The organism is Runella rosea (assembly GCF_003325355.1).
Taxonomy (GTDB): Bacteria; Bacteroidota; Bacteroidia; order Cytophagales; family Spirosomataceae; genus Runella; species Runella rosea.
Window position 1 is genome coordinate 636,532 of the sequence record NZ_CP030850.1, and the last position, 26,976, is coordinate 663,507.

General features: G+C 43.4%; 23 protein-coding genes. 11 read left to right on the plus strand and 12 right to left on the minus strand.

The window, feature by feature from the left end; genetic code table 11:
* Positions 1-150 precede the first annotated feature (150 nt).
* Positions 151-867 (minus strand): LytR/AlgR family response regulator transcription factor, encoded by a 717-nt coding sequence (locus tag DR864_RS02750; protein ID WP_114065511.1) that lies wholly within the window; start codon positions 865-867, stop codon positions 151-153.
* Between the two features lie 97 nt (positions 868-964).
* A complete protein-coding gene (locus DR864_RS02755) occupies positions 965-2,155 on the minus strand; it encodes a sensor histidine kinase (RefSeq protein ID WP_114065512.1) in 1,191 nt (396 codons plus the stop codon).
* Between the two features lie 96 nt (positions 2,156-2,251).
* Between DR864_RS02755 and DR864_RS02760 the strand changes: the two genes are divergently transcribed.
* The 6 genes from DR864_RS02760 (at position 2,252) to DR864_RS02785 (ending at position 11,267) form a co-directional block, all read left to right on the plus strand.
* Entirely contained in the window at positions 2,252-4,687 is a 2,436-nt protein-coding gene (locus DR864_RS02760; protein ID WP_114065513.1) for a TonB-dependent receptor, read from the plus strand.
* A 67-nt stretch (positions 4,688-4,754) separates the two neighbouring features.
* A complete protein-coding gene (locus DR864_RS02765; protein WP_114065514.1) occupies positions 4,755-6,272 on the plus strand; it encodes a glycoside hydrolase in 1,518 nt (505 codons plus the stop codon).
* A gap of 204 nt (positions 6,273-6,476) precedes the next feature.
* The gene (locus DR864_RS02770) at positions 6,477-7,211 is read left to right on the plus strand and encodes a hypothetical protein (protein ID WP_114065515.1); all 735 of its coding nucleotides are present in this window, start codon (positions 6,477-6,479) and stop codon (positions 7,209-7,211) included.
* Positions 7,212-7,310: 99 nt separating this feature from the next.
* Complete coding sequence (locus DR864_RS02775; RefSeq protein ID WP_114065516.1) at positions 7,311-7,817, plus strand: DUF2911 domain-containing protein; 507 nt, start codon at positions 7,311-7,313, stop codon at positions 7,815-7,817.
* A gap of 232 nt (positions 7,818-8,049) precedes the next feature.
* Positions 8,050-8,985: a sugar phosphate isomerase/epimerase family protein gene (locus DR864_RS02780; protein WP_114065517.1), complete on the plus strand. Its 936-nt coding sequence runs from the start codon at positions 8,050-8,052 to the stop codon at positions 8,983-8,985.
* Positions 8,986-9,209: 224 nt separating this feature from the next.
* Positions 9,210-11,267, plus strand: a complete 2,058-nt coding sequence (locus DR864_RS02785; RefSeq protein WP_114065518.1) for a BatA domain-containing protein — start codon at positions 9,210-9,212, stop codon at positions 11,265-11,267.
* A 103-nt stretch (positions 11,268-11,370) separates the two neighbouring features.
* On the opposite strand, the gene DR864_RS02790 is transcribed toward DR864_RS02785, so the two are convergent.
* A complete protein-coding gene (locus DR864_RS02790; protein ID WP_114065519.1) occupies positions 11,371-12,615 on the minus strand; it encodes a hypothetical protein in 1,245 nt (414 codons plus the stop codon).
* 58 nt (positions 12,616-12,673) lie between these two features.
* The gene (locus DR864_RS02795; RefSeq protein WP_114070124.1) at positions 12,674-13,012 is read right to left on the minus strand and encodes a potassium transporter KefB; all 339 of its coding nucleotides are present in this window, start codon (positions 13,010-13,012) and stop codon (positions 12,674-12,676) included.
* Between the two features lie 274 nt (positions 13,013-13,286).
* Here DR864_RS02795 and DR864_RS02800 point away from each other — a divergent pair, with 274 nt between their 5' ends.
* Positions 13,287-14,132, plus strand: a complete 846-nt coding sequence (locus DR864_RS02800) for an MBL fold metallo-hydrolase (RefSeq protein ID WP_114065520.1) — start codon at positions 13,287-13,289, stop codon at positions 14,130-14,132.
* 95 nt (positions 14,133-14,227) lie between these two features.
* Here the strand turns inward: DR864_RS02800 and DR864_RS02805 are convergent, their stop codons facing one another.
* The 8 genes from DR864_RS02805 to DR864_RS02840 all read right to left on the minus strand — a co-directional run bounded on the left by DR864_RS02805 (position 14,228) and on the right by DR864_RS02840 (position 23,614).
* Positions 14,228-14,743, minus strand: coding sequence for a DMP19 family protein (locus tag DR864_RS02805; protein WP_114065521.1), 516 nt, complete (start codon positions 14,741-14,743; stop codon positions 14,228-14,230).
* Between the two features lie 148 nt (positions 14,744-14,891).
* Positions 14,892-15,293, minus strand: a complete 402-nt coding sequence (locus DR864_RS02810) for an SMI1/KNR4 family protein (protein WP_114065522.1) — start codon at positions 15,291-15,293, stop codon at positions 14,892-14,894.
* Between the two features lie 4 nt (positions 15,294-15,297).
* The gene (locus DR864_RS02815; protein WP_114065523.1) at positions 15,298-15,630 is read right to left on the minus strand and encodes a DUF2185 domain-containing protein; all 333 of its coding nucleotides are present in this window, start codon (positions 15,628-15,630) and stop codon (positions 15,298-15,300) included.
* Between the two features lie 266 nt (positions 15,631-15,896).
* Positions 15,897-16,520, minus strand: a complete 624-nt coding sequence (locus DR864_RS02820) for a CatB-related O-acetyltransferase (RefSeq protein WP_114065524.1) — start codon at positions 16,518-16,520, stop codon at positions 15,897-15,899.
* Positions 16,521-16,583: 63 nt separating this feature from the next.
* On the minus strand, positions 16,584-18,989 hold the full coding sequence (locus DR864_RS02825) for a TonB-dependent receptor (RefSeq protein WP_114065525.1): 2,406 nt from the start codon (positions 18,987-18,989) through the stop codon (positions 16,584-16,586).
* Between the two features lie 23 nt (positions 18,990-19,012).
* Entirely contained in the window at positions 19,013-20,527 is a 1,515-nt protein-coding gene (gene mqo, locus DR864_RS02830) for a malate dehydrogenase (quinone) (RefSeq protein WP_114065526.1), read from the minus strand.
* A gap of 251 nt (positions 20,528-20,778) precedes the next feature.
* A complete protein-coding gene (locus tag DR864_RS02835) occupies positions 20,779-21,384 on the minus strand; it encodes a hypothetical protein (protein ID WP_162793524.1) in 606 nt (201 codons plus the stop codon).
* A gap of 106 nt (positions 21,385-21,490) precedes the next feature.
* Entirely contained in the window at positions 21,491-23,614 is a 2,124-nt protein-coding gene (locus DR864_RS02840; RefSeq protein ID WP_114065528.1) for a tetratricopeptide repeat protein, read from the minus strand.
* 138 nt (positions 23,615-23,752) lie between these two features.
* On the opposite strand from DR864_RS02840, the gene DR864_RS02845 reads away from it, so the two are divergent.
* From DR864_RS02845 to DR864_RS02860, 4 genes are all read left to right on the plus strand, one after another.
* Entirely contained in the window at positions 23,753-24,433 is a 681-nt protein-coding gene (locus tag DR864_RS02845) for a tetratricopeptide repeat protein (protein WP_162793525.1), read from the plus strand.
* Positions 24,434-24,478: 45 nt separating this feature from the next.
* Positions 24,479-25,420: a phosphoribosylaminoimidazolesuccinocarboxamide synthase gene (locus DR864_RS02850; protein ID WP_114065530.1), complete on the plus strand. Its 942-nt coding sequence runs from the start codon at positions 24,479-24,481 to the stop codon at positions 25,418-25,420.
* A gap of 96 nt (positions 25,421-25,516) precedes the next feature.
* Positions 25,517-25,945, plus strand: a complete 429-nt coding sequence (locus tag DR864_RS02855; protein ID WP_114065531.1) for an STAS domain-containing protein — start codon at positions 25,517-25,519, stop codon at positions 25,943-25,945.
* Positions 25,945-26,865: a ribonuclease Z gene (locus tag DR864_RS02860; RefSeq protein WP_114065532.1), complete on the plus strand. Its 921-nt coding sequence runs from the start codon at positions 25,945-25,947 to the stop codon at positions 26,863-26,865. Before DR864_RS02855 ends, DR864_RS02860 begins: the two co-directional genes overlap by 1 nt.
* The last annotated feature ends 111 nt before the right edge of the window (positions 26,866-26,976 follow it).

A 26,976-nucleotide genomic window follows, 5' to 3' on the forward strand; every position in this document is an offset into this window, starting at 1 on the left:
TTTGGACGATTTATGTAAAAAAAATCAAAAATGCGGTTAAAAGTAAATTAACCAATAAAAAATCATAGATTCTCTTGAAAGGTGTATAAAATCTTGATTTTTTATCCCTAAATGTAAACGTATATATTGATACAGCGATGTCTTAGATAGCTAAATTCCTAAATTTTTCAAGAAGTCTTCGCGATAGCTGCTGCCGATGGGAATTTCGTGGGCCTGAATAAATACCCGATTCCCTTCGATGTGCGTAATCTTGGCTTTGTTGATAATGAAGGAGCGATGCACACGCAAAAACAAAGATTTTGGCAATAATTCCTCAAAACCCGAAAAGGTCATGCTTGGAAGTAACGTATTTTGGGTGGTGACAATTTTGGTGTTATTGCCCTGCGCTTCGGCAAACAGTAGATCATCGTGCATGATTTTGTAAATCTTCCCATCGGCTTTGAGAAATAAATAATCTTCTGTTTTTAGAACTTCCTGCGCGCCTGTTTCAGTCCCATTTTGCGTATTACTTATTCTTTCCAAAGCTTTGTCAACGGCGACGATGAAGCGCTCAAGGGAGAATGGTTTTAATAGATAATCAATGGCGGCGAGGTCGAAAGCATCAACAGCGTACTCTTTGTAGGCGGTAGTAAAAATGACCTGCGGCTGATTTCTGAGGGTCTTAAGAAACGCAATGCCGTTGAGCACGGGCATATTTATGTCCAAAAAAAGGATGTCTACCTTTTGGGTTTGCAGGATTGTTTTAGCTTCCAACGCATTCCCAACCGAAGTTACAATGTGAAGCATGGGCAAATGACCGCAATAGGATTTAATGATTTCGCGGGCGATGGGTTCATCATCAACAATCAGGCAATTGATTTGGGGCATGGATTTTTGCAAAAAGGTATAGAAATAAGATTGATGAAGTAGGAGGTCTGAAATTGCAAAGTAATGACAATTCATCCTATTTCATAGCTCCTGTGTCTTACTTCATTTTCAACTGAAGCATGACGTGATAAAAGCCGTCTTTCTCTTCAATCTTCAACTCGTGCTGATTAGGATAAAGCAATTCCAATCGTTTTTTAACACTTACGAGGCCAAAACCGCTGTGCTTTTCGGAACTATTTTCGACTTCCTGTGCGGGGTTGTAGGAGTTTTTTACGGAAAATAGGATGGAGTCTGACCAAGTTTTGAGCGTTATTTCAATGAAAATCCGTTCATCCACCGTGTTTTTAGAATGTTTAAAGGCATTTTCAATAAACACAATCAGTAACATGGGCGTAATTTTGATGTCGGCTTTGGGAAGCGATTCAATAGACATCGTAAGCATCAGTCGCTCGCCAATGCGTATTTTTTCGAAATCTATATAATTGTTGATGTAGGCCAATTCGTCTTTTAAAGGTACAAACAATTCTTTGGTCTCGTACACTGAGTATCTCAGCAAATCAGACAGTTTGAGCAGTAGCGGCGGGATCTTTTCGTGTTGTGTAATCGACAGCCCGTATAAATTATTGAGCGTGTTAAACAAAAAATGCGGGCTCAATTGCGACTGCAACAATTGCAACTCGCTTTTGCTGTGTGCGGCTACCTGTTGGGCTTCGCGCAATTGATATTGGACATTGTTCCGAACCATTTTTATCAAAGTCCCCAAGGCCAAAGGGACGATAACGAAAGGAATCCAAAACAAAAGCTGTATTAGTTTATTGCCTTGAAAAGGGAGCACAAACAGCGCGATAACGCAGCCAATAACCAGAAGAATCATGCCACTGATATACTCATTGGCAATCGGTTTCGTAAGCGAAATCCAAAGTTGAGAAAGGTACCTTCCTGCAAATATACCTACGATAAATAAGAACGTTATTGTCCCCGCAACTGCCTCATCTTCGTGGATTCCTATGGCCCTGACGTACGTTTCAATCATAAAGAAGAGAGGAACGCTGAAAAAAAGCGATAGATAAATATAGAGGTTCTTTCCGAAAAAAGAGGTTAGCCAGTGGCTGCTTGAACTACTCATGAGGATACTGTTTGCATGGGTTTTAATTAACCGTTGGACAAAGGTGTGGATTTGGGTAAATGTTCTGCCATTTTGATGACGAATACGGCCAAAATCCTGACGGAAACCCTCCGGAAGGCCATCAATTGGTTTGACATTCAAAATCCATATTCCGTCAGTCATTTGGCAAGATACGACAGGTTTTTTTTAGGAGGTCAAACGGCGACTTAATCTTTGTACCGTACTCATTGATTCATTCTTTAAAAATAACACACGTCCATGAAAACAGCAGCCATTTTACTTTTAACGCTTTTGTCATTGTCTATTTACGCTCAAAAAACAATTTCTGGTACGGTCAAAGATACGCAGAATGAAACCGTTCCGGGCGCTACCGTGAAGTTACTTAACGCCACGGATTCGACGATGATTTCGGGAGAAATTACCAACGTAAACGGGAAATTTCAATTCACTAATCTGCAAAACGGAACGTATCGGCTGGCAATCACTGCCATGAGTCAAAAAAACTATATGAGCACGGCGCTTACGATTGATGATACCCGCAACAGCATTATTTTACCCGTAATTATTCTTTTACCCGCCAAAAACATTGAATTGAAAGAAGTGGTAGTCAAAGCGAAACGTCCGCTGATTGAGCAAGATATTGACAAAACCATCGTGAATGTAGAATCCATGATCAGCAGCGCAACGAGCAATACGCTGGAAGTTCTAGAAAAAACGCCCGGCGTGACCGTAAGCAGCAATGGAGAAATCAGTCTTAACGGCCGAAGCGGCATTTTGGTGCTGATTGACGGCCGCGCCACGTACATGTCGGGGCCTGATTTGGCCGCGTATCTGAAATCACTGCCAGGCGGATTGTTGGATAAAATCGAGTTGATGGACAACCCCTCGGCCAAGTACGATGCAGGTGGTAATGCCATCATCAATATTCGCCTAAAAAAGAACAAGATCGGAGGGTTTACGGGCAATGTTTCAATGGGCTCAAGCCAAGGCGTTTATGGAAGACACAACGGCTCCATGAACCTGAATTACAACCATAAAAAGCTCAATGTATTTGCCAACTTAGGCTTAAACAAGGAAAAAAATTATAACAACGATATTTTTGATCGACGTTTTTATGACATCGAAGGCCAACAAATTTCGAATGTGTTGCTCCTCAATGATAATATCTCCCGCAATAATGGTCTGAATGCCATTTGGGGGCTGGATTACGCCGCTACTACAAAAACAACTTATGGTTTGTTGATTAACATGAATGGTGGTGCCCGAAACACAAGGATTGATTACAACAGCAATAACTATAATACCGAACGTTTGCTTGCCGCCAGTGGAGATGGAAATACCGTAGTGAATGATAAAAGAAGGAATTTCGGCAGTAACCTGAACCTCCAGCATAAATTCAACAAGGCAGGACGGGAATTAATGGCGGATGTAAACTATCTCAATTACCGAGGGGATGGAAATCAGCGGGTGCAAAATTTTCGTTACCTACCCGAAGGTAGCTTGGTCGATAGTGATGAATTCTTATACTTGGTCCCAGGCAATATCAATATCTATACGGCCAAAGCAGACTATGTTCATCCTCTAAAAAACAAGGCAAGTTGGGAAGCCGGACTCAAATCCAGTGTCATTGATAACGATAACAAATCTACTTATTTTGATGTAAAAGGCTTGACACAGCTCATCGACAATCGAAAATCCAATCATTTTAAGTACCATGAAAACATTAATGCAGCCTATATTAACACCCGAAAAGAATGGAAAAGGGTGGGAATGCAGTTAGGACTACGTGTCGAAACGACCCAAGCCCGAGGCAGTCAATTGGGCAACGAAGCCGTAATTGGAAGTTCATTTACTAAAAATTATACAAAACTGTTTCCAAGCATGTTTATCAATTATAAGCTGGACAGTTTAAATAAGAATTCTTTGAATTTAAGCTTCACCCGAAGAATAAATCGCCCTGATTACCAGTCGCTTAATCCGTTTGTATTTTTTCGTGACCAATATTCTTATACTGCTGGTAACCCTTTGTTGCTACCTCAGTACCAGAATCGGATTGAATTAAAATTTCAGCACAAACAATGGTTGCAAATGGGCTTGAGTTATAACCGTTTCACCAACGTGATTTTTCAAACTACCGAAGCCATTGATACCATTTTTATCACGCGTCCCAACAACGTAGCTAAAGGTTTTATGCTATTGCTCAATACGACGGTGTCCAGTTCGCCGACCAAATGGTGGAACCTGATCTATACTTTACGTTTATCGCACATGGGCCTTAACGGCATGAGTTATACCGAAAAATTAAACCCGAGCGCCTATGTTGCACGGTTTGAAGTATATAATCAATTTCGATTGAACAAAGGTTGGAGTGCTGATTTGTCAGGATATTATGCCAGTTCGGACCTCAACGGACAAGCATATACGGGTATGATGTACCGGGTGGGCGGGGCCGTGCAAAAGAAAATTTGGAATGATAAAGCAAGTATACGAATCTCTGTAGAAGATGCTTTTCACTCATGGATCCGGCACAACCGCTCGGTCAGCATCAAACAGGCGCAATTTTTTCAAACCAATGAGTCGGATACTCAACGCGTTGGTGTGGCGTTTACGTATCGATTCGGTAAAGACACTTTTGCTCGTAAGCGTCGCCACAACGACAACGCCGCCGATGATGAAAAAGGGCGGGTGAACTAAGAGTAACCGTTGGGTTTTGGGTACTTTACTTATTCAGTGTAAGGAAAGACAAAAGTATAAAACCCACATGAAGCAGCTCTTCCATTTATTACTGATAATTAGTTTTCACGTCAGTATCGCCCAAAAACTCAGCATCGACCCCACCGTTACGTACCAAACCATGCACAGTTTTGGGGCTTCGGATTGTTGGTCTATGCAGATGGTGGGCCGATATTACCCAGTTGAAAAACGCAATAAAATTGCCGAACTACTTTTTAGTAAAGAACTTGATGCCGCTGGAAACCCTAAAGGGATTGGGCTGTCGATGTGGCGCTTTAATATCGGTGCTGGAAGTACGGAACAAGGCACGGGCAGCAAAATCACCAACGAATGGCGCCGAGCGGAGTGTTTTTTGGAAAACGGGAAATATAATTGGACTAAACAGCAGGGACAACAATGGTTTTTGGAAGCAGCCAAGCGTCACGGCGTAGATTTTACACTTGGATTTCTTAATTCAGCGCCCGTTTCAATGACCAAAAACGGGCTGGCCATTGGCAGCGGTACCTTGGGCGAATGGAATTTTGACAAATCAAAAATGGATGATTTTGCAGATTTTCTGGCCCAAGTATCGGCGAAATTCAACTTCGATTACCTGAGTCCGTTCAACGAGCCGCAATGGGATTGGGGCCCGAAATCAAAATCGGGCTTTGGCTCACAAGAGGGCACACCCATCAACAACGAAGACATTGCGTGGGCCACCCGAAAGATAGACGAAACCTTTGGGCAGAAAAAACTAAAAACGCGTATTGTATTGACTGAAGCGGCACAAATTGATTATTTGTACAAATCAAAAACCAACCGCTCGGAGGTACATCAGGACAATCAAATCGAGACTTTTTTTGACAAATCGAGCCCGAATTACGTAGGAAACCTAAAATCGGTTGAAAGTCTGATGTGCGGTCACAGTTATTTTACGACTTCCCCCACCGCCGAACTCATCAAAAAGAGACAGGACTTGGGGGCTAGAATAAAGCAACAAAATATCCCGTATTGGCAATCAGAGTACTGTATTTTGGGAGATAATGCGGGCGAAATCAAAGGGAACGGGGTGGATTTAGGCATGAAAACGGCCCTGTACGTTGCCAAAGTGATTCATGCCGACCTCACGCACGCCAATGCTTCGGCCTGGCATTGGTGGCTTTCGGTGAGTGCCAATGATTTTAAAGACGGTTTGATTTACGTTTTCAACAACGGAGTGAAAGGAGAAAACGACAAGAATAAATTTGATGGGGAAGTATTGGACTCCAAATTGTTGTGGGCATTGGGGAACTATAGCCGATTTATCAGGCCCAACATGCAGCGTATTAAAACTGAAATTGCGGCTGAAAACGTGCTGGTGTCGGGATATACCTCCAAAAATCAAGCTGTCGTGGTTTTTGTGAATAATGGTGAAAGTCAACGGGTTGAATTGCCAAAGATGCGAAAAAAACAAAAAGCAGATGCCTTTTTTACTTCTCAAACCGAAAATTTGACACACCGAAAAGTAAACAAAAACACCCTCGAACTGCCCGCCGAATCGGTGGTGACGCTGGTGATTACGTACTAGAATGTTACAAAGGGGAAGATTTCATCAAATTATCTAATTTGTTTAGTGCTTATTGGTAGGTTTTGAAGGAGTTAGGAGAAAATAAATTTCCTTTTGAACGGCATTTTATCAGAAATTTACCGTATTTTAGTTGCATTCTCCGCCCATTATTGTCATTGATTTTTTTCAAATCGACTATGTTCATTCATTTTTTTACTTCAACAAATGGAAAAGACACTCTACGTCGCTTCGCTGTTTTTTCTGTGTTTTTGGGCGAAAGCACAGGAAAACAAACCGTATAACTACATTGTGCCCGAATCAAAAATTGCCGATTCTGATCATACGATTGAAGTCAATAAGAAAGGGGATACGGTTTTTATTGCGCATTACAAAGGGCAAGATTTGATCAACCGCAGCAATCAAGATTTTATCAAAACCTATAAAGGCACTCCTTTTTTTAAGAATGGTTGGTACCGTGGTAAAGTCCAAACGGGTACTGGAATGGAATGGGAGTTTGTGATGGCTTATAACATTCAGAAAGAGGAGGTTTATTTGTCAAACAACCCTAATATGGAAGTCACCGTGATGAAACCCGTCTCTTTTACGATGGCAGGACATACGTTCAGGCAATACAAAAACCAATATTACGAGGTTATTTACGAGGGGGGGAGCCAGATTTGGAAAGAATATGGATGTACGTTGATTTTTAGCAAATCGGGTCAACGAACGGGCTATGAAGCCGAGGGGGGTGTCAATGAATACGATGGAGAGTTTTTAAAAACCGTAAAATATTACCTGAAAGAAGGGGATAGACTGCGGGAAATTCCTTCTAAAAATCGACTTTTTAAACTGTTTGGCACAAAATCCAATGATGTTAAAAACTATGCGAAAACCGAAGGGCTCAATCTTTCCAAAGAAATAAACTTGGTCTCCTTATTTAGATATTACGACTCTTTGTAAGAAAATATCCCAAAAAAAATGTGTTTTTTTCGCTAGTTCACAACTTTTTAAACCTAAAAACGTTTCACTGTAAGTTCATTAAACAAATAACAAACAAACATGAGAAATTCATTTTTTGCCTTATTCCTTTCGATTATTGCGCTTAATTTTGCCTGTAGTCAAAATCCCCCTAAAAGCCCGCTCATTACGGTTGACGGTAAAGACGTGAAAGTGGTCTTTGGACAGCCTTCCAAGCGTGGTCGGGTTATTTTTGGGGCTGAAGGTAGCCAAAGCCTTGAAAAATACGGCAAAGTATGGCGTACGGGTGCCAACGAAGCAACCGTGATTACCTTCAAAAAAGATGGTCAATTTGGAGGGAAACCCGTAAAAGCGGGTGACTACGGATTGTTTTCAATTCCTGGTGAAAAAGAATGGGTAGTAATCCTCAACAGTGAGCCAAAACAATGGGGTGCCTATAACTATAAGCAAGATAAAGATGTGTTGCGCATTACGGTGCCAACCATTGCTTTGAAAGAGCCAGTGGAAAAACTGAACTTTGAAGTAAAAGACAACGCCCTGATTTTCGTGTGGGATACGTCGAGTTTCTCGGTGCCGTTGAAATTTTAGTAACACCCAAAAATACCTACCAAAGCCTGACTTTACGGTCGGGCTTTTTTTTATTTGAAGGAGAATTAAACAATAATTTATCAAACCGAGTGACAACATTCGTGTAGCCGGTACCCCTTTCTGAATTGAAGCGAAAAGGAATTTTAAGAAACAACAACAAATACGCCGATGGGCTGTTAAATTTCAGCTTAAAAAGCCTTTTCCTACCAAACCTCTTATTTAGTCAACCCCTATGTCTGTCCTAAACCGTCGTCAAACCCTTGCCGTTCTGGCTTCTACCGCTGGAGCTGGCCTATTGCCCGAAACTGCCACCGCTGCCGTTGCTAAAAAGCCTGCGTTCATTCCCTGCCTCAATATGAGCACAATTCGGGGACAAAAATTGGGATTTGTAAAAGAATTAGAAACCGCCTCAAAGGCTGGTTTTCGTTCGGTAGAAATCTGGATGGATACGCTACAAAACTTTATAAAAGAAGGAAATACGCCCGCTCAGGCCCGCAAAATAGTAGGGGATTTGGGCATAACCATCGAAAATGCCATTGGTTTTGCCCCTTGGATTGTGGATGATGAAGCCGCCCGTGCCAAAGGCCTCGCCCAACTTAAAACAGAAATGGAACTGTTGGCGGAAGTGGGCTGTATGCGCGTGGCCACGCCCTCCGTAGGTGCTCAAACGCCACAATCGCCCAAGATAGATTTACAAAAAGCCGCCGAACGCTACCGCGCTATTCTCGAAATCAGCGACCAAACCAAGGTGATTCCGCACTTGGAACTGTGGGGTTTTTCAAAAAACCTGAACAAATTGAGTGAGGTCATGTACGTGGCGACCGAAAGCGGCCACCCGTCGGCGCGTTTGTTATTAGATGTATACCATTTGTACAAAGGCGGTTCTAGCCTTGACACGCTGAAATTGGTGGGAAAACCAGGCGTTGAAATTTTCCACATCAACGATTATCCCGCTTCGTTGCCCCGTGAGACCATCGTGGATGCCGACCGCATTTATCCAGGCGACGGCGTTGCGCCCATTGCTCAAATCCTGAAAACCATCAAAAATCCAGACCGTCCTATTGTGCTTTCGTTGGAGGTTTTCAACAAAACATATTACGCACAGGACGCACTTGTCGTGGCTAAAACGGGATTGGATAAAATCAACAAAGTTATTGCAGGGATTTAGGATGTTTTGAACCGTGCCGTCGGGTTTGAAAACCCGACGGCACGGTTTATATTTTTTATCCCAAAAATAATCGTAATTTGGAAGATAATACGGATTGGCGTTTAGAGCACAAACGTTTTGCACGATATTTGCGTTAGTTATATATTTAAAATTAACGTATGCTCCGGCAGCTAATTTTAAAGTCATGCCGTGACTATATAACACCGATAATACCCAAAACCCGAATGCAGTTTCTTTTTCCGACCTTTTTATGGAGTTTGTTGGCGGTAGGCATTCCAATTGCCATCCATTTGTTCAACTTCCGCCGCACTCGGCGCGTTTTCTTCTCCAATGTCTCGCTTTTGAAAAACGTCGAAATGGAAACGAGTTCGTTTCGACGCCTGAAACAATACCTCATTCTGGCCACCCGGGTTTTGGCCATCTCCGCCTTGGTTTTTGCGTTTGCACAACCTTATTTACCTAGTAAAAACAAAGCGGGAACCAACGCCCAAAGCGTAACGAGTGCCTACATCGATAATTCGTTTTCGATGCAAAATGAGGACAATAATCAACGGTATCTCGACATAGCTACGGGAAAATTAGACCAATTGTTGACGCTTTTTCGTAACGCAACACGACTGCAACTTATCACCAATGATTTCAGTCCTGAGGAACAGCAATTGACGACCACCGACCGCATCAAAGATCGCTTGACGACCCTGAAATTGGCGCATACACCACGCAATTTTGCGAGCATTTACAAGCGTCAGGCCAATTTATTGGGGCGGTATGCGGGCAGCGGAAAAAATCAATTATTCTGGTTTTCTGATTTTCAAAAAAGCACCGCTGGCGACCTGTCAAATCTTAAGGTAGATTCGCTTAATCGACTGTATATCATACCTGTACAAACGACTGCTTCCCAAAACGTGTACGTTGATTCGGTGTGGCTAAATACGCCTTTTGTACGTGAGTTTCAAAACAATGTGCTCTATGTACGGGTGAGCAATGCAGGCAATGATGACGTGCGGAATCTGGTCGTTAAGCTGTATTTAGACGATGTTCAAGTATCTACTGCTCCCGTCAATTTAGCTCCTAAAGGTGCCGCAACCACCGCTTTTAACTTCAACGTTCGGGGCAAAGGCTTTAAACGCGGTCGGGTAACCTTTGACGATTTACCAATTACGTTTGACAACGAATACTTTTTTGTGCTCAATGCCTCGCCGCTCATTAGGGTCCTTCACGTGGCGGGCCAACCTAATCCTGCCCGCTCCGTAGAAAAGGTGTTTGCCAACGACAGCTTGTTTACCCTTCGGACCGTGAGCGCCAATAATGCCGATATTGGTCTCCTGAAACAGTCTGATTTGGTGATTTTGGAAAGTGTAGAGCGGGTGGAAGGCGCGATGCGCAGTGAAATTGAGAATTTCACGAAGCGCGGAGGAAGCGTGTTGGTCATTCCGCCATCCAACCCTGATATGGTTTCGTACGGCGGTTTTTTGTCGTCGTTGGGCGTGGGTGGATTGCAAGAACGGCCCTCTGATGAAGCCATTCCGTTGGCCAATCCAGAGAGGGGAAGTCCTTTTTTTAGTGATGTTTTTGAACAATCTGTTCGGCAGGAAAATCTCGAATTGCCCGTTTCCAAGCCCGTTTGGCAGTGGCAACCGGGCGGGGCAAAATTGCTTTCCTTACGCAGCGGTGACATATTTTTGAGCCAGTCGGTCATTCAGCGCGGCAAAGTGTACGTGATGGCAAATCCTTTGTCGGAGTCATTTGGGAGTTTTGCCCAGAATGCCCTGTTTGTGCCAGTAATGTACAAAATTGCAGCGCAGAGCGTACGTGAGCAGCGCACCGCCTATTCTTTCGACGAAAATACCGTCTCGCTTACCGTGCCTGAATCATCCCAAAATACCATCTTTAAACTCAAAAAGGACAAAATTGAGTTGATTCCCGTTCAACGGCTCAATGGCAATCAATTGACGTTGGAGTTGCCCAAAAGCAACCAATTGAATGCCAATCAAGACTTGGATGCGGGCTATTATGAACTTCAGAAAGACGGCCAAACAATTCAACTGTTGGCTTTTAACCATGATAATCTGGAATCACAATTGGATTATTATACCCCCGCCGAACTACGTAAACTGTTTGCCAATCAGCCCAATGTGCAGGTTTTTGACAATGTAGCCGATGGTGATTTTGTAAAAGAATTTCAAAAACAAAACGTCGGTGTCAGCCTTTGGAGTTATTTCCTTTGGGCCGCGCTGCTCTTCTTATTACTGGAAATTCTGGTGATTCGGTTTGTGAAGTAGAGGTGTCTGTCTATTTTCATTTACGTATTTAAATTTCTCCCTTACGCTTTGATAGTCAAAGTGTAAGGGAGAAATTTAAATTAAAAACTTGTGACTCATTCCTTTATTTAAACCCGAAGATTAACGGAAAGATAAAGGTCACGACAATCGTCCATAAGACATAAATTGGTAGATAAAACGCCATGGTTTTGCCTACTTCGTTGAGGTTGGCTTTCTTCGAAAATACCTTGTAGAGCTGCGCCGTGACCAGCAAAAGGTTGATGAGAATCAGCACATTACTACCCAGTACTGCGGCCCTATTTGGTGTGATTCCCCATTCTGAAATCCTGAACAGGATGGCCGATAGTGCAATGCCATTCACAATGATGGTTACCACGGATAAAAGAAAAAGCACCAGAATTTCTGCCTTACTTTTCGTTGCCGTCGATGTTTCGGCAACAGAAAAGAAAATGATAGCCATCACGCCGATCAATAACGCATTGAAAATCAATAAAAACTCCCGGTCGTTATAAGGGTCTTTGCCCGAATAAACCATTGCCCCCAGATAAATGACCAGCATTACTAAGACCAAAGGACTGAAAATTTTAGCAATTACGGGCGAAACTTTGCCGACCAATTGGGGATTGGTCTGGGTAAGGTAGGTGCCTATAATTGGGGCAGCGGGCAGCCCAAAGAAAACAACATTTTCGAAATAAAACTTTTCAATATCAATGCCAATCAGCTTGAAAAGGCCCACTGTAATAGCCGTCATGATGCCGCTCGCAATCAGGATGAGGGTGGTCATCACTACCAGATCGCCGTTGTATTTTAAATAGCTGAGACGTTTCTCATCGTTGTTGCGTGCCTCGCCCACAAAAGCAAAGCTTAATATTGACCACAGAAATAACAGTAAATGAATACACGCTAACACCAACGTATCGCTTTGCTTCACGTTGGGAAGGGAATTGATAAAAATCAAACCCACGAGGGTGGTGCCAACGATAATAGCGATTTTAGGAATTGATAATTTATTCTTCCAAGCAAAGTACGCCGACAGCGCGGGAAAAATGACAAAACCGATGTTACGGGAAAAGAAGAACTCTTCGTCGATGGATAGAAAGGCGGGGAGCTTAGCGATAAGACCTGCCCCCAACGTAGCAATTATCACAAAAAGTAGCTCTCCACGCGTGCCCCAGCTAATCTCGTCAGTTTCGTAATTCAGCCTTTCATTCCAGAAATCAGCGAGTGAGTTGCCCTTAAGTTCTGGATATAAGGCACTAAAGGCTCGCTTAAAATTCACCTTATTGGTTCGGTACAACTTTTCAAGTTGCCCAGGGTCGTTTAGATGGGTCAGTATTTCGGCTTTCATGAGTATATACTTTTAATTTTTTTAGTCAAAATCATTCATTCAAATGCGTTTAAGCGGTTTAGTCCCACAACGTGCCGTCCAATCCCAACACAATTCCAATCCACAGCACAAAGAAGAATCCAATCAAGCTCACTAGGTATGTCAAAATCTTTGACCAATTGCCCCGCTGACGCTGATAATCCATGAGAAAAAAAAATGCGCCTCCCATGGCACCCGCCAACGGTACAATAATGAGTGGTCTAAGCATCCATAGCTTTCCCCATTCTGGATTAGGCTCTCTGACTCCAAGCAGAAAGATGGTGATCACGGTGAGGGCAATCCCTGCACCCAGCAACATGGGTTTCACCAAAGAAGCGGGATGGATTGGCGATGTTGTTAAATGGTTTCTCTTGGTCATGGTAAATGGTTTTTTGGTAGCGTATTTCGGATACAAAGTAGCGTTGAATGATTAAAAGTACTTTGTAATACAAAGTAAATGATTTATAAAAATAATATCCAAATTAATGACAGTTTTTTTTTATTAGCTAGGTTTTTATTAGGCATAGGTTGAGACGGCTTGTCGAGTATTGGATTTTGTCTGATTTAGAGAGAAAAGAGATATTTTTATCCTAAAAACAGTAAAGTTGCCTGCCTAACCTGTTTATTAAACATAACCAAATGCCGTTGAGCTCATGTCCCTGATTGCCGCTTTCCAAAAAGACGAAGTACTTCTTCACGATATTGAACAGCACCGCCAAAATACCGAAGGTTTCCGAATTTGGTGGCTGGGCCAAAGTGGTTTTTTGATTCAGTGGCAAAACAAACACTTGCTTTTTGACCCTTATTTGTCGGATTCTTTGTCGGTGAAATATGCCGCAACCGATAAACCCCACACGCGCATGAGTGAGCGGGCCATAGCCCCTGCGTTGCTTACCATGATTGATGTAGTGACTTCTTCGCACAACCACACCGACCATTTGGATGCCGAGACGTTAGGCCCACTGTTTGCCGCTAACCCTGATCTTCAATTTGTGATTCCCGAAGCAAATCGCGCGTTTGTGGGTGAGCGCCTGAAGTGCGCGGTGGATTGGCCAATTGGGTTAAATGACGGCGAAAGCGTCGTTGTGGGTGGTTTTAAACTCTACGGCGTTCCGGCGGCGCACAATGCCTTGGAGCGCGATGCCGAAGGTCGTTGCAAATTCATGGGATTTGTGGCCGAGTTTGGTGGCTATCGGGTGTATCATTCGGGCGATACGCTCTGGTATGATGGTATCGTAGACGTGTTGAAGCCTTTTGCGGTCGATGTGGCTTTTTTACCCATCAATGGCAATAAGCCCGAACGCCGCGTGGCGGGAAATCTTTCGGCCGAAGAAGCCGCGCGTTTGGGCGTGGAAATAGGCGCAAAACTCGTTATTCCGCACCATTATGATTTGTTTACGTTTAACACCGAAGACCCGCAGGAGTTTATAAAACAAGCAAAATTATACGGGACCCCGCATCGAGTCTTGAATATTGGGGAAGGGGCGAGGGTTGAATAGTGGGGGAATGCAAAGGGTGGGCTTTTTATATGTGGCCAGAGGCCTGAAAATAGTCGTCTCTTGCTGGACGCGAGCGACTGCTAAAGTTAACATTTTTACTTCCCTCTTATGTTGATTAAATAGCTTTCTAAGTCTATCCAAATTTGTGAATAAATGTTAAACAGTTCGTCTTCGTGAATTTTTAATTCTTCAAGCAAATCATTTTCTTTAAAAAACTGCCCTGTTGTGATAATTGAATATTCTGAAAAATCCTCAGAACCTTTTAAAAATCTGTCACGCATTTTTGCAGGTGTCATTCCAAATTTATTCAAAGTATCTAATATGTCTTGTAAGCAATTTGCAAGCTTTATGCTTCCGATTTTTTTAAAGCTATTTAATGTATTTTCAAAATTGTAGGTAGAGGAATTTGTTAATAATGTAGTGAGGCCTGACATTTGGAGTTCTGTGTCAAATTGAAGAAGATAAGCAGTAATATAAAAATAGTCAGGTATATCTTCTTTCTTCGGATCGTCAATTAAATATATATTGTCATCGTCCCATAACTCAGTTGAAAGCATTTCAATAAAGTCAAATGATGTTAAATTTTGCGTATTATCAATGGATATTTTCATTGTTTAGGTCTATTCATTTTGTAAAATTTATTCTGTTCGAATCTTTTGTTTTCGGCCTAAACGCAATCTTATGCAAACAGTATTAACAGGGTTTCCAGCAGAGGCCTGAAAATAGTCGTCTCTTGCGGGGTTAAGGGTAGTTATTCTCTTAATTATCATTTAATTCGTCAATTGTATCTGCTACTTTTTCAATTTTACCCGTCTCGTGAAGCCATAGAAAAATTTCATCACTTAAAATTTTACTGTCCTTCTTTGTCGGTAAAAGTAATAGGAAATCACCGCAACCATTAGAGGCAATTGCAATTCCCTCATTTGGAAAATTACCCCATTTTCTTGCTTGTTTAGTTTCTAAAACTAAGTGATTACAAGTCCTGCTCATTCTCTTTTTGTCAGATTTATCGAAAAAAGGGAACAATTGCCAGTCGTCCTCTTCAGTCATTAATTCCCCACCATTTTCTTTTTTCATTTTTACTTTGAAACAGGGGGGGAAGACAAGCCCAATTTCTTGTTCTGTTTCAATTATATATTTTACCTCTACTGGGAAGGCCATATTATTACGTAAGTAGTTTAAAAGTGTCTGTCCCCTCAACCCTTTCTAATTCACTACCGAATGGATAGTCTAAATATGGAATGATTGCTCTGTCGTAGTTTGCAATGGTATTTACATTATAAATCATTAAGTTGTCTGGATTGTCAACATATTCTTGGTCTTCTGTCCCTGAAAAAAAACTCCAACCACTATCCATTTGTTCGTCTGATTCTTCACGATACATATAACCAACTTTCATTCCCTCCACAGTTATTTTGTCTGTTGCAAAACAGCCTCCCATAGCAGGAACTAATTCAACGATTTCTTCTGCTTTTAATTTAAAGTCCTTCGTGGTCATTTTTATGTCCTTTGTTGGTTTATCTAATTACGGTTAACGCCCGTAAATTTTTGAAGTTGTGGAAAACTAAGTAAAGTCGAAAAAATTGTTGCTGATTCCTGTTGTTTTATAATCCTCTCTAATTGAAGCAATTACTCTTATCTATCAGTTAATTGAACTGACTTTCTTTATACTTTTACTTTTATACACAGCTGGAAACTAAAAATAATCATCACCGCAGGGGCGGCCGCGACGTGTTGTACAAACGATAGCTGAGCCTTCGTTTTTTATTCGATTAATTGGGCGATATTGTTATCGGTCAGATTTTGAATGTTTTTTGTTATTTTCTCAATGTCCCAATCCCACCATTTCAGCGCTAAGAGTTTGGCAATTGTATCGTCAGAAAAGCGTTTTTTGATTTCGGTGGCAGGGTTTCCGCCAACAATTGAATAAGGTTCAACATCTTTTATGACGGTCGAGTTTGTGGCAATAATGGCTCCATCTCCAATGGTTACCCCTGCCATGATGGTCGCATTGTAGCCAATCCAAACATCATTGCCAATGCGGATGTCGCCTTTTTGTGGGTAGGTTTTTCCGTCCATCGCTTTCTCCCAACCATTCCCAAAAATCGCAAAAGGATAGGTTGTCAAGGCATTGGTTAGGTGATTTGCCCCGTTCATGATGAATGTTACATTGGAAGCAATCATGCAAAATTTCCCAATAACCAATTGGTCGCCAATGAAGTCAAAATGATATTTTACGTTCTTTTCAAAGTTTTCAACATTGTCAAAATCATCATAGTAAGTATAGTCGCCCACAATAATGTTGGGATTTTTGACAATGTTTTTCAAAAAGCAAAGCCTGTCATAATGAGCAAGCGGAAATATTTTGTCTTTATCTGGTCCTGTCATGCTGTTGTCAAAGGTATATTTTGTTTATAAGGACGCAAAACCCGTGAACTAATCATTCGCTACTCAATTCACGCTTTTCTCCAAACTCTCGAAATTCATCATGTTGGTTTTTTCTTCTTTTTTGCGAATGCCGAAGTTATAGACCACCGTACACCCAAAACGTCGCGTGTCGCTTTGGCGGATTCCGGAGGCCGAAACACTGCCTTGTTTCAGCGTAAATTGATTGTTGGAAGTGAAGAAAACATCATTGGCTGAGAGCGTCACGGTGAGTTTACGGTCCAGAAAACGACGATTAACGTTTATGTTCAACGCCCCGAAATTGCTCAACTCATAAAACTGCAATTGGCCTTTCATCCGGAGGTAGCCGTTGAGGCTGAGCGTGGAGCGTGGGTCGATTTTGAGTTGGTGAAAGGTGAAAATGGACCACGAACCGCGCTGAAACGTGAGCGGACGTCCTTCATAAAGCCCGTCGTATTTGTTGTGATTGTATTGCGTTCCTACCACAAAGAAGTACTTCCCGCCTGGCGGAATAGCGCCCATCAATCGAAAATAGGTTTCTTGATTTTTGCCTAGGTTGTCGTACGTACGGTAGGCGAGGCTAGGATTTTTAACGTCCTGATACACCACATTCGTGAAAATATCGCTCGTATAGTTGCGGCCAATGGCAAATATCGGACGGTCCTGCACGCTGATGTTGGCCTCGATGTTTTGGGTAAACTGCGGCCGAAGCGTCGGGTTTCCCGTTTCGTACAAGTATTGGTCGAGGTAGCGTGGAAAAGGATTTAGATATTCATAAACGGGCCGCGTGATGGAACGACGGTACACCAAATAACCGCGCATTTCGTAGCCTGCGATTTTGGCAACGCGTCGGCTGAGAAAAACATAAGGGAACAAATCAACACGACGAAGCTGAAAAGAGGTGTCGCTCGGAACGCGCTGCTGACCGTTCATGACGGTGCTTTCGAGGCGCGTTCCCACTTTGATTACGAAAGCATCGATGGTTTTTGACGCCTGTACGTAAGCAGCACTGATGTTTTCGTCGTATTCAAACGTACGGGTGCGGAACGTATCGGGCCTACGGCTACTGCCGCTGACGCTGAAATATTCGGACTCGTTGGTGAAACGCTGAATGGCGGTTTTCAATCCCGCTTCAACCACCAGTTTTTGGGGTAACTGAAATTTTAGATCGGTACGGGCGGAGAATGAATGACGTCGATTGCCAATGGTTCCGTCGCCGCCAATTGCTGCTTTGGCGGGTTTTAAATAGGCTGTACTGAATACCTGTGTCCCTTCATATTTTGAAAAACCGTAGGTGACATCGGCCGTGAGTTCTGAGCCGATGGTGTCCAATTTATATTTGGCCGAAATATCCTGATTGAATCCAAACGTCTGGGTATTGTTACGGAGTGTATTGGTGTTTTCAGTGACAAGAATTGGCTCGCTTATGCGGCTGATTTGATTGTGATTGTCGGCAAAAGATTCATAACTATTGTACGAAATTCGGTCGTCAAAATTAATTTCCCACTTTTTTGAAGGCGTAAATCCAAAACCAAAACCGCTGTAATACGTCTGACTTGGGGTAGTGGTAAAAGAGCGCTGGCTCAGTAGTGAGTCGGCCGAAAAAGGGCGGTCCGTTTGGACTTGGTCGTAGGTATTGCGGCGGTTGTAGTTGAGGGTCAGGTAGGTAGTTCGGTTCCCGACGTTGTTGTTGAGGGTACCACTAACAAACTGATTGCCATAACGTCCTTGATTCATGCCTACGTTCACACTGCCCGTGATGCCAATTTTTACCCCTTTTTTTAGAATTACATTGACCATACCACCGCTACCGCTGGCGTCAAACTTAGCCGAAGGCGTGCGCAGAATCTCAATTTTTGCAATGCTGTTGGGGGGCAAGTTTTTGAGCATGGACGCAATGTCGGCCGTACTCATTTTTTGTTCGCGCCCGTTGATTAAAATCGTGGCGGGCGTGGTGCTATTGAGGTAAATATTGCCATCCTGATCCACAAAAAGCCCCGGTATCTTCTCCATGATTTCCATGGCGTTGGTGCTTGTGGCGGCAATGGGTTCGGGGTCAACCACGGTTTTGTCGTCTTCCTGTATCATCAAAGGTTTAGGGGCCGTCACCACAACCTCATTTAAGGTGCGCTTGTCAGCTTCCATCACAAACGTAAAAACCGCCGTGTTGGGGGTAGGAGAGAGGTTTTTTTGCAGAGTTTGAAATCCGATGGAGGTGGCCTCCAACCGGTATTGTTTTTCGTATTTAATGTTAAATTTCGCTAATCCCGACGTGTCGGTGACGTTGAATAATCGCTTGGTAGAATCGGCACGCTCAATCAACCGGAGCGTAGCGCCAATGACGGGGCTATTGGAGGTATCAGTTAATCGAATGGTTAGGGATTGAGCAAAAGTAGATTGGGTTAGTACGAAACAAATAAAAAAGATGAAGTGGCGGTGGAGTAATTTCATGTTTGGTGTTAGATACCTGAAAATCAGGGAGTATTGATGTGGTTTAATTGTAATACTTCGTGGGTCCATTGGCGGACGCGATGCGTAAGTTCGAGGTCATCCGCCAAATGTTTACCATACGACGGAATCATTTCATTGAGTTTTGTGGTCCATGCTTCGGAGGCCATTTGGTCTTTGAAGCACTTGTGGAGGAGTTCGAGCATAATGCTGACGGAGGTAGAAGCCCCCGGCGATGCGCCCAATAACGCGGCCAGCGTGCCGTCGGCCGAGGCGATGACTTCGGTGCCAAATTCAAGGACACCGCCCTCTTCTTCGTCTTTTTTAATGACTTGCACGCGTTGCCCCGCCACGGCCAACTCCCAATCACTTTCGGTGGCATTCGGTATAAATTCGCGCAAAGCCTCGATTTTATCTTCAAAACTCAGCATCACTTGCTCAATCAAATACTTGGTCAACGGCAGGTTATGAATGCCCGCGCTGAGCATGGGCAAGATGTTGTGGGCGGTGAGCGAAAAGGCCAAGTCAAGAAACGAACCCTGTTTCAAGAATTTCGTTGAAAAACCCGCAAAAGGCCCAAAAAGAAGCTCTTTTTTGCCATCAATAATTCGCGTATCTAAGTGAGGAACCGACATAGGCGGTGCTCCTACTTTGGCTTTCCCGTAGACTTTGGCGTGATGTTGGGCGATTAATGCCTCATTTTTACACACCAACCATTGACCACTTACGGGAAATCCGCCATATCCTTCCCCTTCCTGAATGTCCGACTTTTCTAGGAGCCGAAGCGCACCGCCACCTGCTCCAATAAACACAAATTTGGCCCGTACTGTTTTATTTATATCATTGATTTCGTCTTCTACTTTTACGAACCAATGTCTCATTTCGTCCTGCTCAAGCGACTTCACTTCGTGATTCAGAAACACTTCAATGGCGTGGCCTTCTTTCAAGTGATTAAACAGACTCCGGGTAAGCTCACCAAAATTTACATCCGTACCCAACTCAATGCGGGTGGCCGCTATTTTTTCGGATTCGGTGCGGTGTTGCATCACGATGGGCATCCAAGATGCTAGAATTTCAGGTTGGTCGCTGAATTCCATGCCTTTAAACAAATGACTCGTTTGCAGCGCTTCGTGTCTCTTTCGCAGATAGTCAACATCTTCTTCTCCCCATACAAAACTCATGTGAGGAATACTGTTGATGAAGGATTTTGGACTACTGAAATAGCCGTGCCCGACCAAATACGACCAAAATTGCTTCGAAACCTCAAAGGATTCAATGATTTTCAGGGCTTTAGAAATATCAATGCTGCCGTCTTGGCGCTGCGGCGTGTAGTTCAACTCGCACAGCGCCGAGTGGCCCGTTCCTGCATTGTTCCAAGCGTCGGAGCTTTCGGCCGCTACCCGGTCGAGGCGTTCAAAAATGGCAATTTCCAAGTCGGGTTGCAGTTCCTTCAAAAACACGGCCAAGGTGGCGCTCATGATACCCGCCCCAATCAAAACTACATCATAATCTACGGAAGCATTGTTTTCGTGGCTAAGCATACTGTTTGTTTGATTTAGGGTTTAGGGTGTTTTTTATTGAGAATGTAATTGGGGGACCGACTATGTTGGAGCATTTATGTTTGCCAGGGAATTTGAATGGTGACTTTTTGGAACAAATGCTGATGTAATAATTTATAAAAGTTCATTGTTAGCTCTGTTGTACAATTTATAACTTCGGGCTAGTGCAGAAGCTGTTGTAGCACATAGTTAAAGAGGTGTTATCAGTTTGCCGACAAAACACAAATGCAATATTAGCGGCTGTTTTTCGTAATCGGAACTTTAAATTTTATCTTCATTGGGGGTGGTACTACATATTTTTCGCTTTCAAAATGAATTATTGTGTCAAATTGATGTAACCAAAGTTTCTCTTTCTTCTTTACAATCCAATTCTTGAAGTCTATCAAAGCAGATGGAACACTGTCACTATGTACTCTAATAAGTTTCTTGAGTGTATCTTTTTCAATATAAAACTGAAAATCAATTCCGTCTTGATATTCTTGGTAATAAGCAGTGTCATATTTTGAAAAGGGGATTACGTTTATAAAACTATCGAGCTTTGACTTGTCTGATTTTGAAAGTAAAGCATAATATGAGGTGTTGCTTTTGAGACTGTCGGCAAACATAGATGCGAAATGCTGTCTAATGAAAACTGTGTCACTTTGCAGAAACTTAATGGAAAAACAGGTTGAAAAAACGTCATTGTAGGAAAAGTCAAATGATTGAAAAGAATTTTGTTTCTTTTCGATGCCGTTTTTGGAAAAGTTGGTTAACCATTTGATGTCATCATTAACAGCTGCTACTAAGAAAATGTAAACAGCAGCAGCAATAAAGAAAATTATTAAAAAATTGCGTCGCATGTCAAAGAGCATAAAAGGTTGTTTCCATAAAATAGCTGTTAACTCTACGCCTCTTCCTTCTTACTTCCGTTGCTGCAACTGCCTTACTTCCGTTGCTGCAACTGCCTTACTTCCGTTGCTGCAACTGCGCCCGTATCTGGTTGGCGCTGGCCATATCTCCTTTTCGTTCGTAGGCGAGGGCCAAATATTGGGCGGCGTCGCGGTTGGTGGGGTCTTGGGACAGCACTTCTCCGAGCATGAAAATGGCGTTTTCGATTTGGTTTACGTTGATGTAGGCAATCGCCATGGTCGTCATGGCACCCAAATAGTCAGGGAATATTTCCAAGGCTTTCTGGCATTCCTGCAAGGCTTCGTTGAATCGGCCCACGTTGATGTAGGCGTTGGCCAAATATAGTTTCACAACTTCATTGTTGGGGTCTAATTGTTTTGCCCTTTCCAGATACGGAATGGATTCCTCAATTTTTCCTTGTTTGATAAAGTTGATTCCGATGAAATCGTCTTTGGAAATGCGTTTTACAATAACCCCAATCGGTGCACCATTGACCTCTATTTTGTGGATGGTACCCGCTGGTGGAAATACGTTAGGGTTACGGAAATGGCTGGGTGTCAGGTGACCCGTTAAAAATACGGCATAATCCCAATCGTGCTCAGAGCGCTGATAATAGCGCCGATAGGCCATCTTGAGTTTAGGATAATCCGTGAAATAATCCTTGAGCGGTACGAAATAATCGCTCGCAATGATGACGCTGTCTTTCTCAATATTTGGAATGTTTTTCTTCATCCAATCGGCGATTTCACGCGTACTTGCGCCAAAGTAATCGGTTTCATACTTGCCAAAAGCACCTTTCACCCCGCCCGTCAATTCGTTGTAATAGGTGTATTGGTAAGGGTGATTTTTGACCATGAACCACAATGGCAGCGCCACCAAAACGGCCACAATCCCCAAAAATACTTTTTGTCCAATCCCCGAAAAACGACGCAGCAGGTACTCAACTCCTACGGCCGACAGAACCACCAACGGCGGGTAAATAAAGGTAGTATGACGCCAGCCGTTGTAAAAAGCGGAGTTTTTGGAAATACCGTAGATAAGCGGAAAAAGGGCCACAAAAAGCACCATCAACAGATAGCGGCGATTGAAATGCTTACGAACAAACGGAAATATCAATACAAATATCAGCAGCCCAAGCAAGAAATACAGTGGAGTAGAAACCAACATGTACTTGGGCACGTAATACCACGGCAATGACGTAGAATAAATCTTGGTGCCGTCGAAAAGCGTTTTGATACTTATCGGAAAATTGGTGAGGGTTTGGAGCGCCACCAACGGATTTTTGAGGGGATTTGCCAATGCAAAGGGCCAAAATGCAATGCCCAATGCGTAGCCGCCCACCGTAGCTACGGTGGTTTTAAGGGCCACATCGCGAATGAGGAGCTTATCGCTGAAAATGGTTTTTCTCAGGCCGTTCCGAATAAACACCTCCATCAACACAAAAAAAGGAACATAGCCTACCAATGCCAAGCCCGGCGCACGACTCCCCAACCCGATGCCGATACCTACAATCAAGAGCAGCGTAGAGCGCCACGAAGGACGGGGTAACTCCTGCAAGAACTTGATGAGAAAGCAAATGGTTACGATATAACCCGCCGCAAACGTAATGTCTTTGGGGTTGTTCATGGAATCACCAAAAATGCGCGGAGAGAACAGCGCAAACAACAGGGCAATCAAACCCACGCGCCAGTTGCCGCCTACGAGGCGTCCAGTAAGCCCACTGAAGACGATAATGAGAACCCCCATCAGCGAAAGCATAATATGCCGGATGGTGTAGGGGTCGGCGCCCGTTGTGCGGTAAATAGCGGCCGAAATAAGGTCGAGCGTGGGTCCGTAGCAATACATGACTTCTCCGCCGCGCGGCGCGTACGAAAGGGCTTCTTTTTTTTCGCCGAGACTGGTAAAATAATCAAGGCATAATTCTCCGTAGGCTTTATTTCCCCATTCATCGGCCGTGATTCCGTACTGTGTACTCAAGAGCGGCATCCCAATCAGTAAAGCCAGTGCCATTCCCCAAAATATTTTACGAAATAACCCATCGTTCACTGGAGGCGTTTGGGGAACGGGAGGGAGGTCTAAGGAGGGTTTAAATACAGAAGGAGAAGGGGGTATTTCACCTGCAATGTTCTGTTTATGAGGTGGTTTTGGGGGAGGCGTAGTTCCTTTTTTAGCTTTAGACATCTTTACCGTTATTGAATAACATTCCAAAATAAAGCGATATACCCAAATTCACCAAAACTGTGCCAAAATTTAAAAACGTGTATCTTTGCAGCGCTGTTTACAAAAGGCCATAACTATACGACTTTGCTGCCATCGGTTTTGATATATATTCTTCTCTGGATTTGGGATAACCGGTCGTTTGATACCATCTCACGAAGCAATCGGGCCAAACTTGAAGCCCAGGAAGCATACATGGAAGCTGACTTTAAGAAGGCGATGGAAGCGTATCGAAATGTGTCGAGCAATTCCCTGTTTACCGAACCCGCGGCGCGGTTTAATTTAGCTCATTCGTATTTTCAGTTAAAACAATTGCAAAATGCGCGCCGCTATTATAAACGATTAACGCTATTGGATGACGCTTGGTTGGCCTCGCGGGCTTATTCCCAATTGGGGGTCATTGAGGCCGTCGATAAAGATACCTTAGAAGCGCTACGGTATTTTAAAGAAGGGATGCGTAAAAATCCTGAGAATCAGATTGCGCGTTTTAATTACGAATTTTTGAAAAAACGATACAGCGGTAAAGTCGAAGCCGAGCCGCTGAAACCCAACGTTCAGAAAAAAGAGCAGACTGCTCAAGCGCCTCCTCCTCCTAACGTAGGGCAGGAAGTCTTGAAAACGGAAGAAAAAAAGGATTTGCTGACGCAGTTGCAAAACATGAAAATGAGCGAAGCGCAGGCAATGATGATATTGGATGCCCTCAAAGCCTCCGAAATTCAATATTTACAACAACAAAAACACCCTTCCCGCAAGCCTAACGACAACAGCAAAGGGAAATGGTGACCGCAGACAAACGAATTTATCCATCAAAAAAGTAACTATTCAACGGTGCAAACACTTACCCAAACTAATTTTAACTTTCCTGGCCAAACGAGTTTCTACCGTGGCAAGGTCCGCGATGTGTACAGTTTCGAAAAAGTAGTGGCCATGGTTGCCAGTGACAGAATCTCGGCCTTTGATGTGATTTTGCCGCGGGCTATTCCGTTTAAAGGTCAGGTGCTCAATCAAATAGCTGCCCACTTTCTAACCGCAACCGCTGATATAGTGCCCAATTGGTTGCTTGAAGTGCCCGACCCGAACGTAAGTATTGGAAAAAAATGTGAAACCTACCCCGTCGAAATGGTAGTACGCGGCTACTTGGCGGGCCACGCCGCGCGTGAATATAAGGCGGGCAAACGCAGCGTTTGCGGAGTGACCTTACCTGAAGGGTTGAAAGAAAACGACAAACTGCCTACGCCCATCATTACCCCCACGACCAAAGCCCACGAAGGCCACGACGAGGATATTTCGCGCGAGCAGATTTTGGCGCGTGGAATTGTGTCGGAAGCGGAATATAGCCAATTGGAGCAGTACGCATTGGCTCTTTTTGCCCGTGGTACCCAAATGGCGGCCGAACAAGGGCTGATTCTGGTGGATACCAAGTATGAATTTGGCCATGACGAAGGCAAAATTTACCTGATTGATGAAATCCATACGCCCGATTCTTCTCGGTATTTTTATGCAGATGTCTACGACGAAAACCAACGTAATGGATTGCCGCAGAAGCAATTATCAAAGGAGTTTGTGCGCGAGTGGCTGATTGCAAACGGTTTCCAGGGCAAAGAAGGACAAATCATCCCTGAGATGTCGGATGAATGGGTGGAACAAATCTCGGCACGCTACATAGAATTGTTTGAAAAAGTTACTGGTAAAACCTTTGTCAAAGCCAATACGGAAGATATTTTGGGCAGAATTGAAGAAAATGTGCTCCGTTCATTAACTTCGCACTAATATTTAGAATTCGTTGATTGTTAACCGTTAATTATTACCTGCGTTCCTGAACCACCTAATCTTTAACTTTTAACCATTGACCATTAGACCACATCTATGAACCACCTCATTCAAAAACATGAGCAATACGCCCTCATCAACGTTAAAGAAAATGACTTTGGGGGAGAATTTGCCACTGATTTAGAAACCATCTCCCGCGATTTGTTTCGAGAAGGGTTTCACAACTTGATTGTTGATTTTACGCCAACCAACACCATTGATTCAGCGGGTATCAGCATCCTGAAAAAAATTAATATGCTTTGCTCACGTGAGCTTGGGCTGATGGTCTTGGTATCAGACAACGATGACTTTGTTGATCAATTGATTGACGGTAAAATTCGTGACGTTACCATTTTGCCAACCGTTGAAGAAGGGATTGACGCGGTTTTTATGAATGACTTGGAAAATGAATTCGGCGCTGAAAGCGACGACTTCGACGATGAAGATTTCGGCGAAGATGGCTTTACTAAGAGCGAACAACCCTGATGCATTTTTCGGTGATGATTTTGGGGGCAGGGTCGGCCAAGCCCGTAGCAAATAAGTATCCCTCGGCGCAGTTACTCACGTACGATAACGAATGTTTTCTGATTGACTGCGGCGAGGGCACGCAATACCGTCTGCTCGAACATAAAATTCGGCCAGGTCGATTGCGGGGTGTATTTATCAGTCACCTTCATGGCGACCATTATTTTGGACTCATTGGCCTACTCTCCAGCCTCAATTTGGGTGGGCGGACCGAGGAGTTTTTCTTGGTGGGGCCGCGTGGTTTGGATGAAATCATCACCATGCATTTCAAATACTCTCAAACCCCACTGCATTTTCCGATTAATTATACCATTACCGATACAGAGTCGAGTTATCAGGTCTTTGAAAATCAGAGTTTTACGGTGACTACCATTCCCCTCGACCACCGTATTCCCTGCGCTGGCTATCTTTTTCGAGAAAAACCCCAAAAGCGTAAACTCATCAAAGAAAAATTGTTTGAAGATATTCCCCATGAGTACCTTCGAAAACTAAAAAACGGCGAAGACGTTGTCGACGAAGCAGGTAATATACTCTTTAAGTGTCTCGAATTTACGATTCCTGCGCCTCCTCCCCGGAGTTACGCCTACTGTTCAGACACCCGCTATAATGAAAGCATCATTGAGGTAATTCAGGGCGCGGATTTGCTTTACCACGAAGCCACTTTTCGGGATGAATTGGAGCTACAGGCCTTTGAACGCTATCATGCAACGGCCAAACAAGCTGGAATCATCGCGGCCAAAAGTCACGTCAAAAAATTATTGATTGGTCATTTTTCTTCTCGTTACAAGGAGTTCAGCGGGTTTCTAGAAGATGCACAATCCGTTTTTCAGGCTACCGAAATTGCCGAAGAAGGCAAAGTGTTTGCGATTGAGTATTCCTGACGTTACTGAGGTTTTATGAAACCGAAAAAAATGTAGCTTCTTAAAATTAGGTATTCTGAAAGCCTATTTGTGCATTACATATATTATCTGAATCACATCAAGACCCTTTCT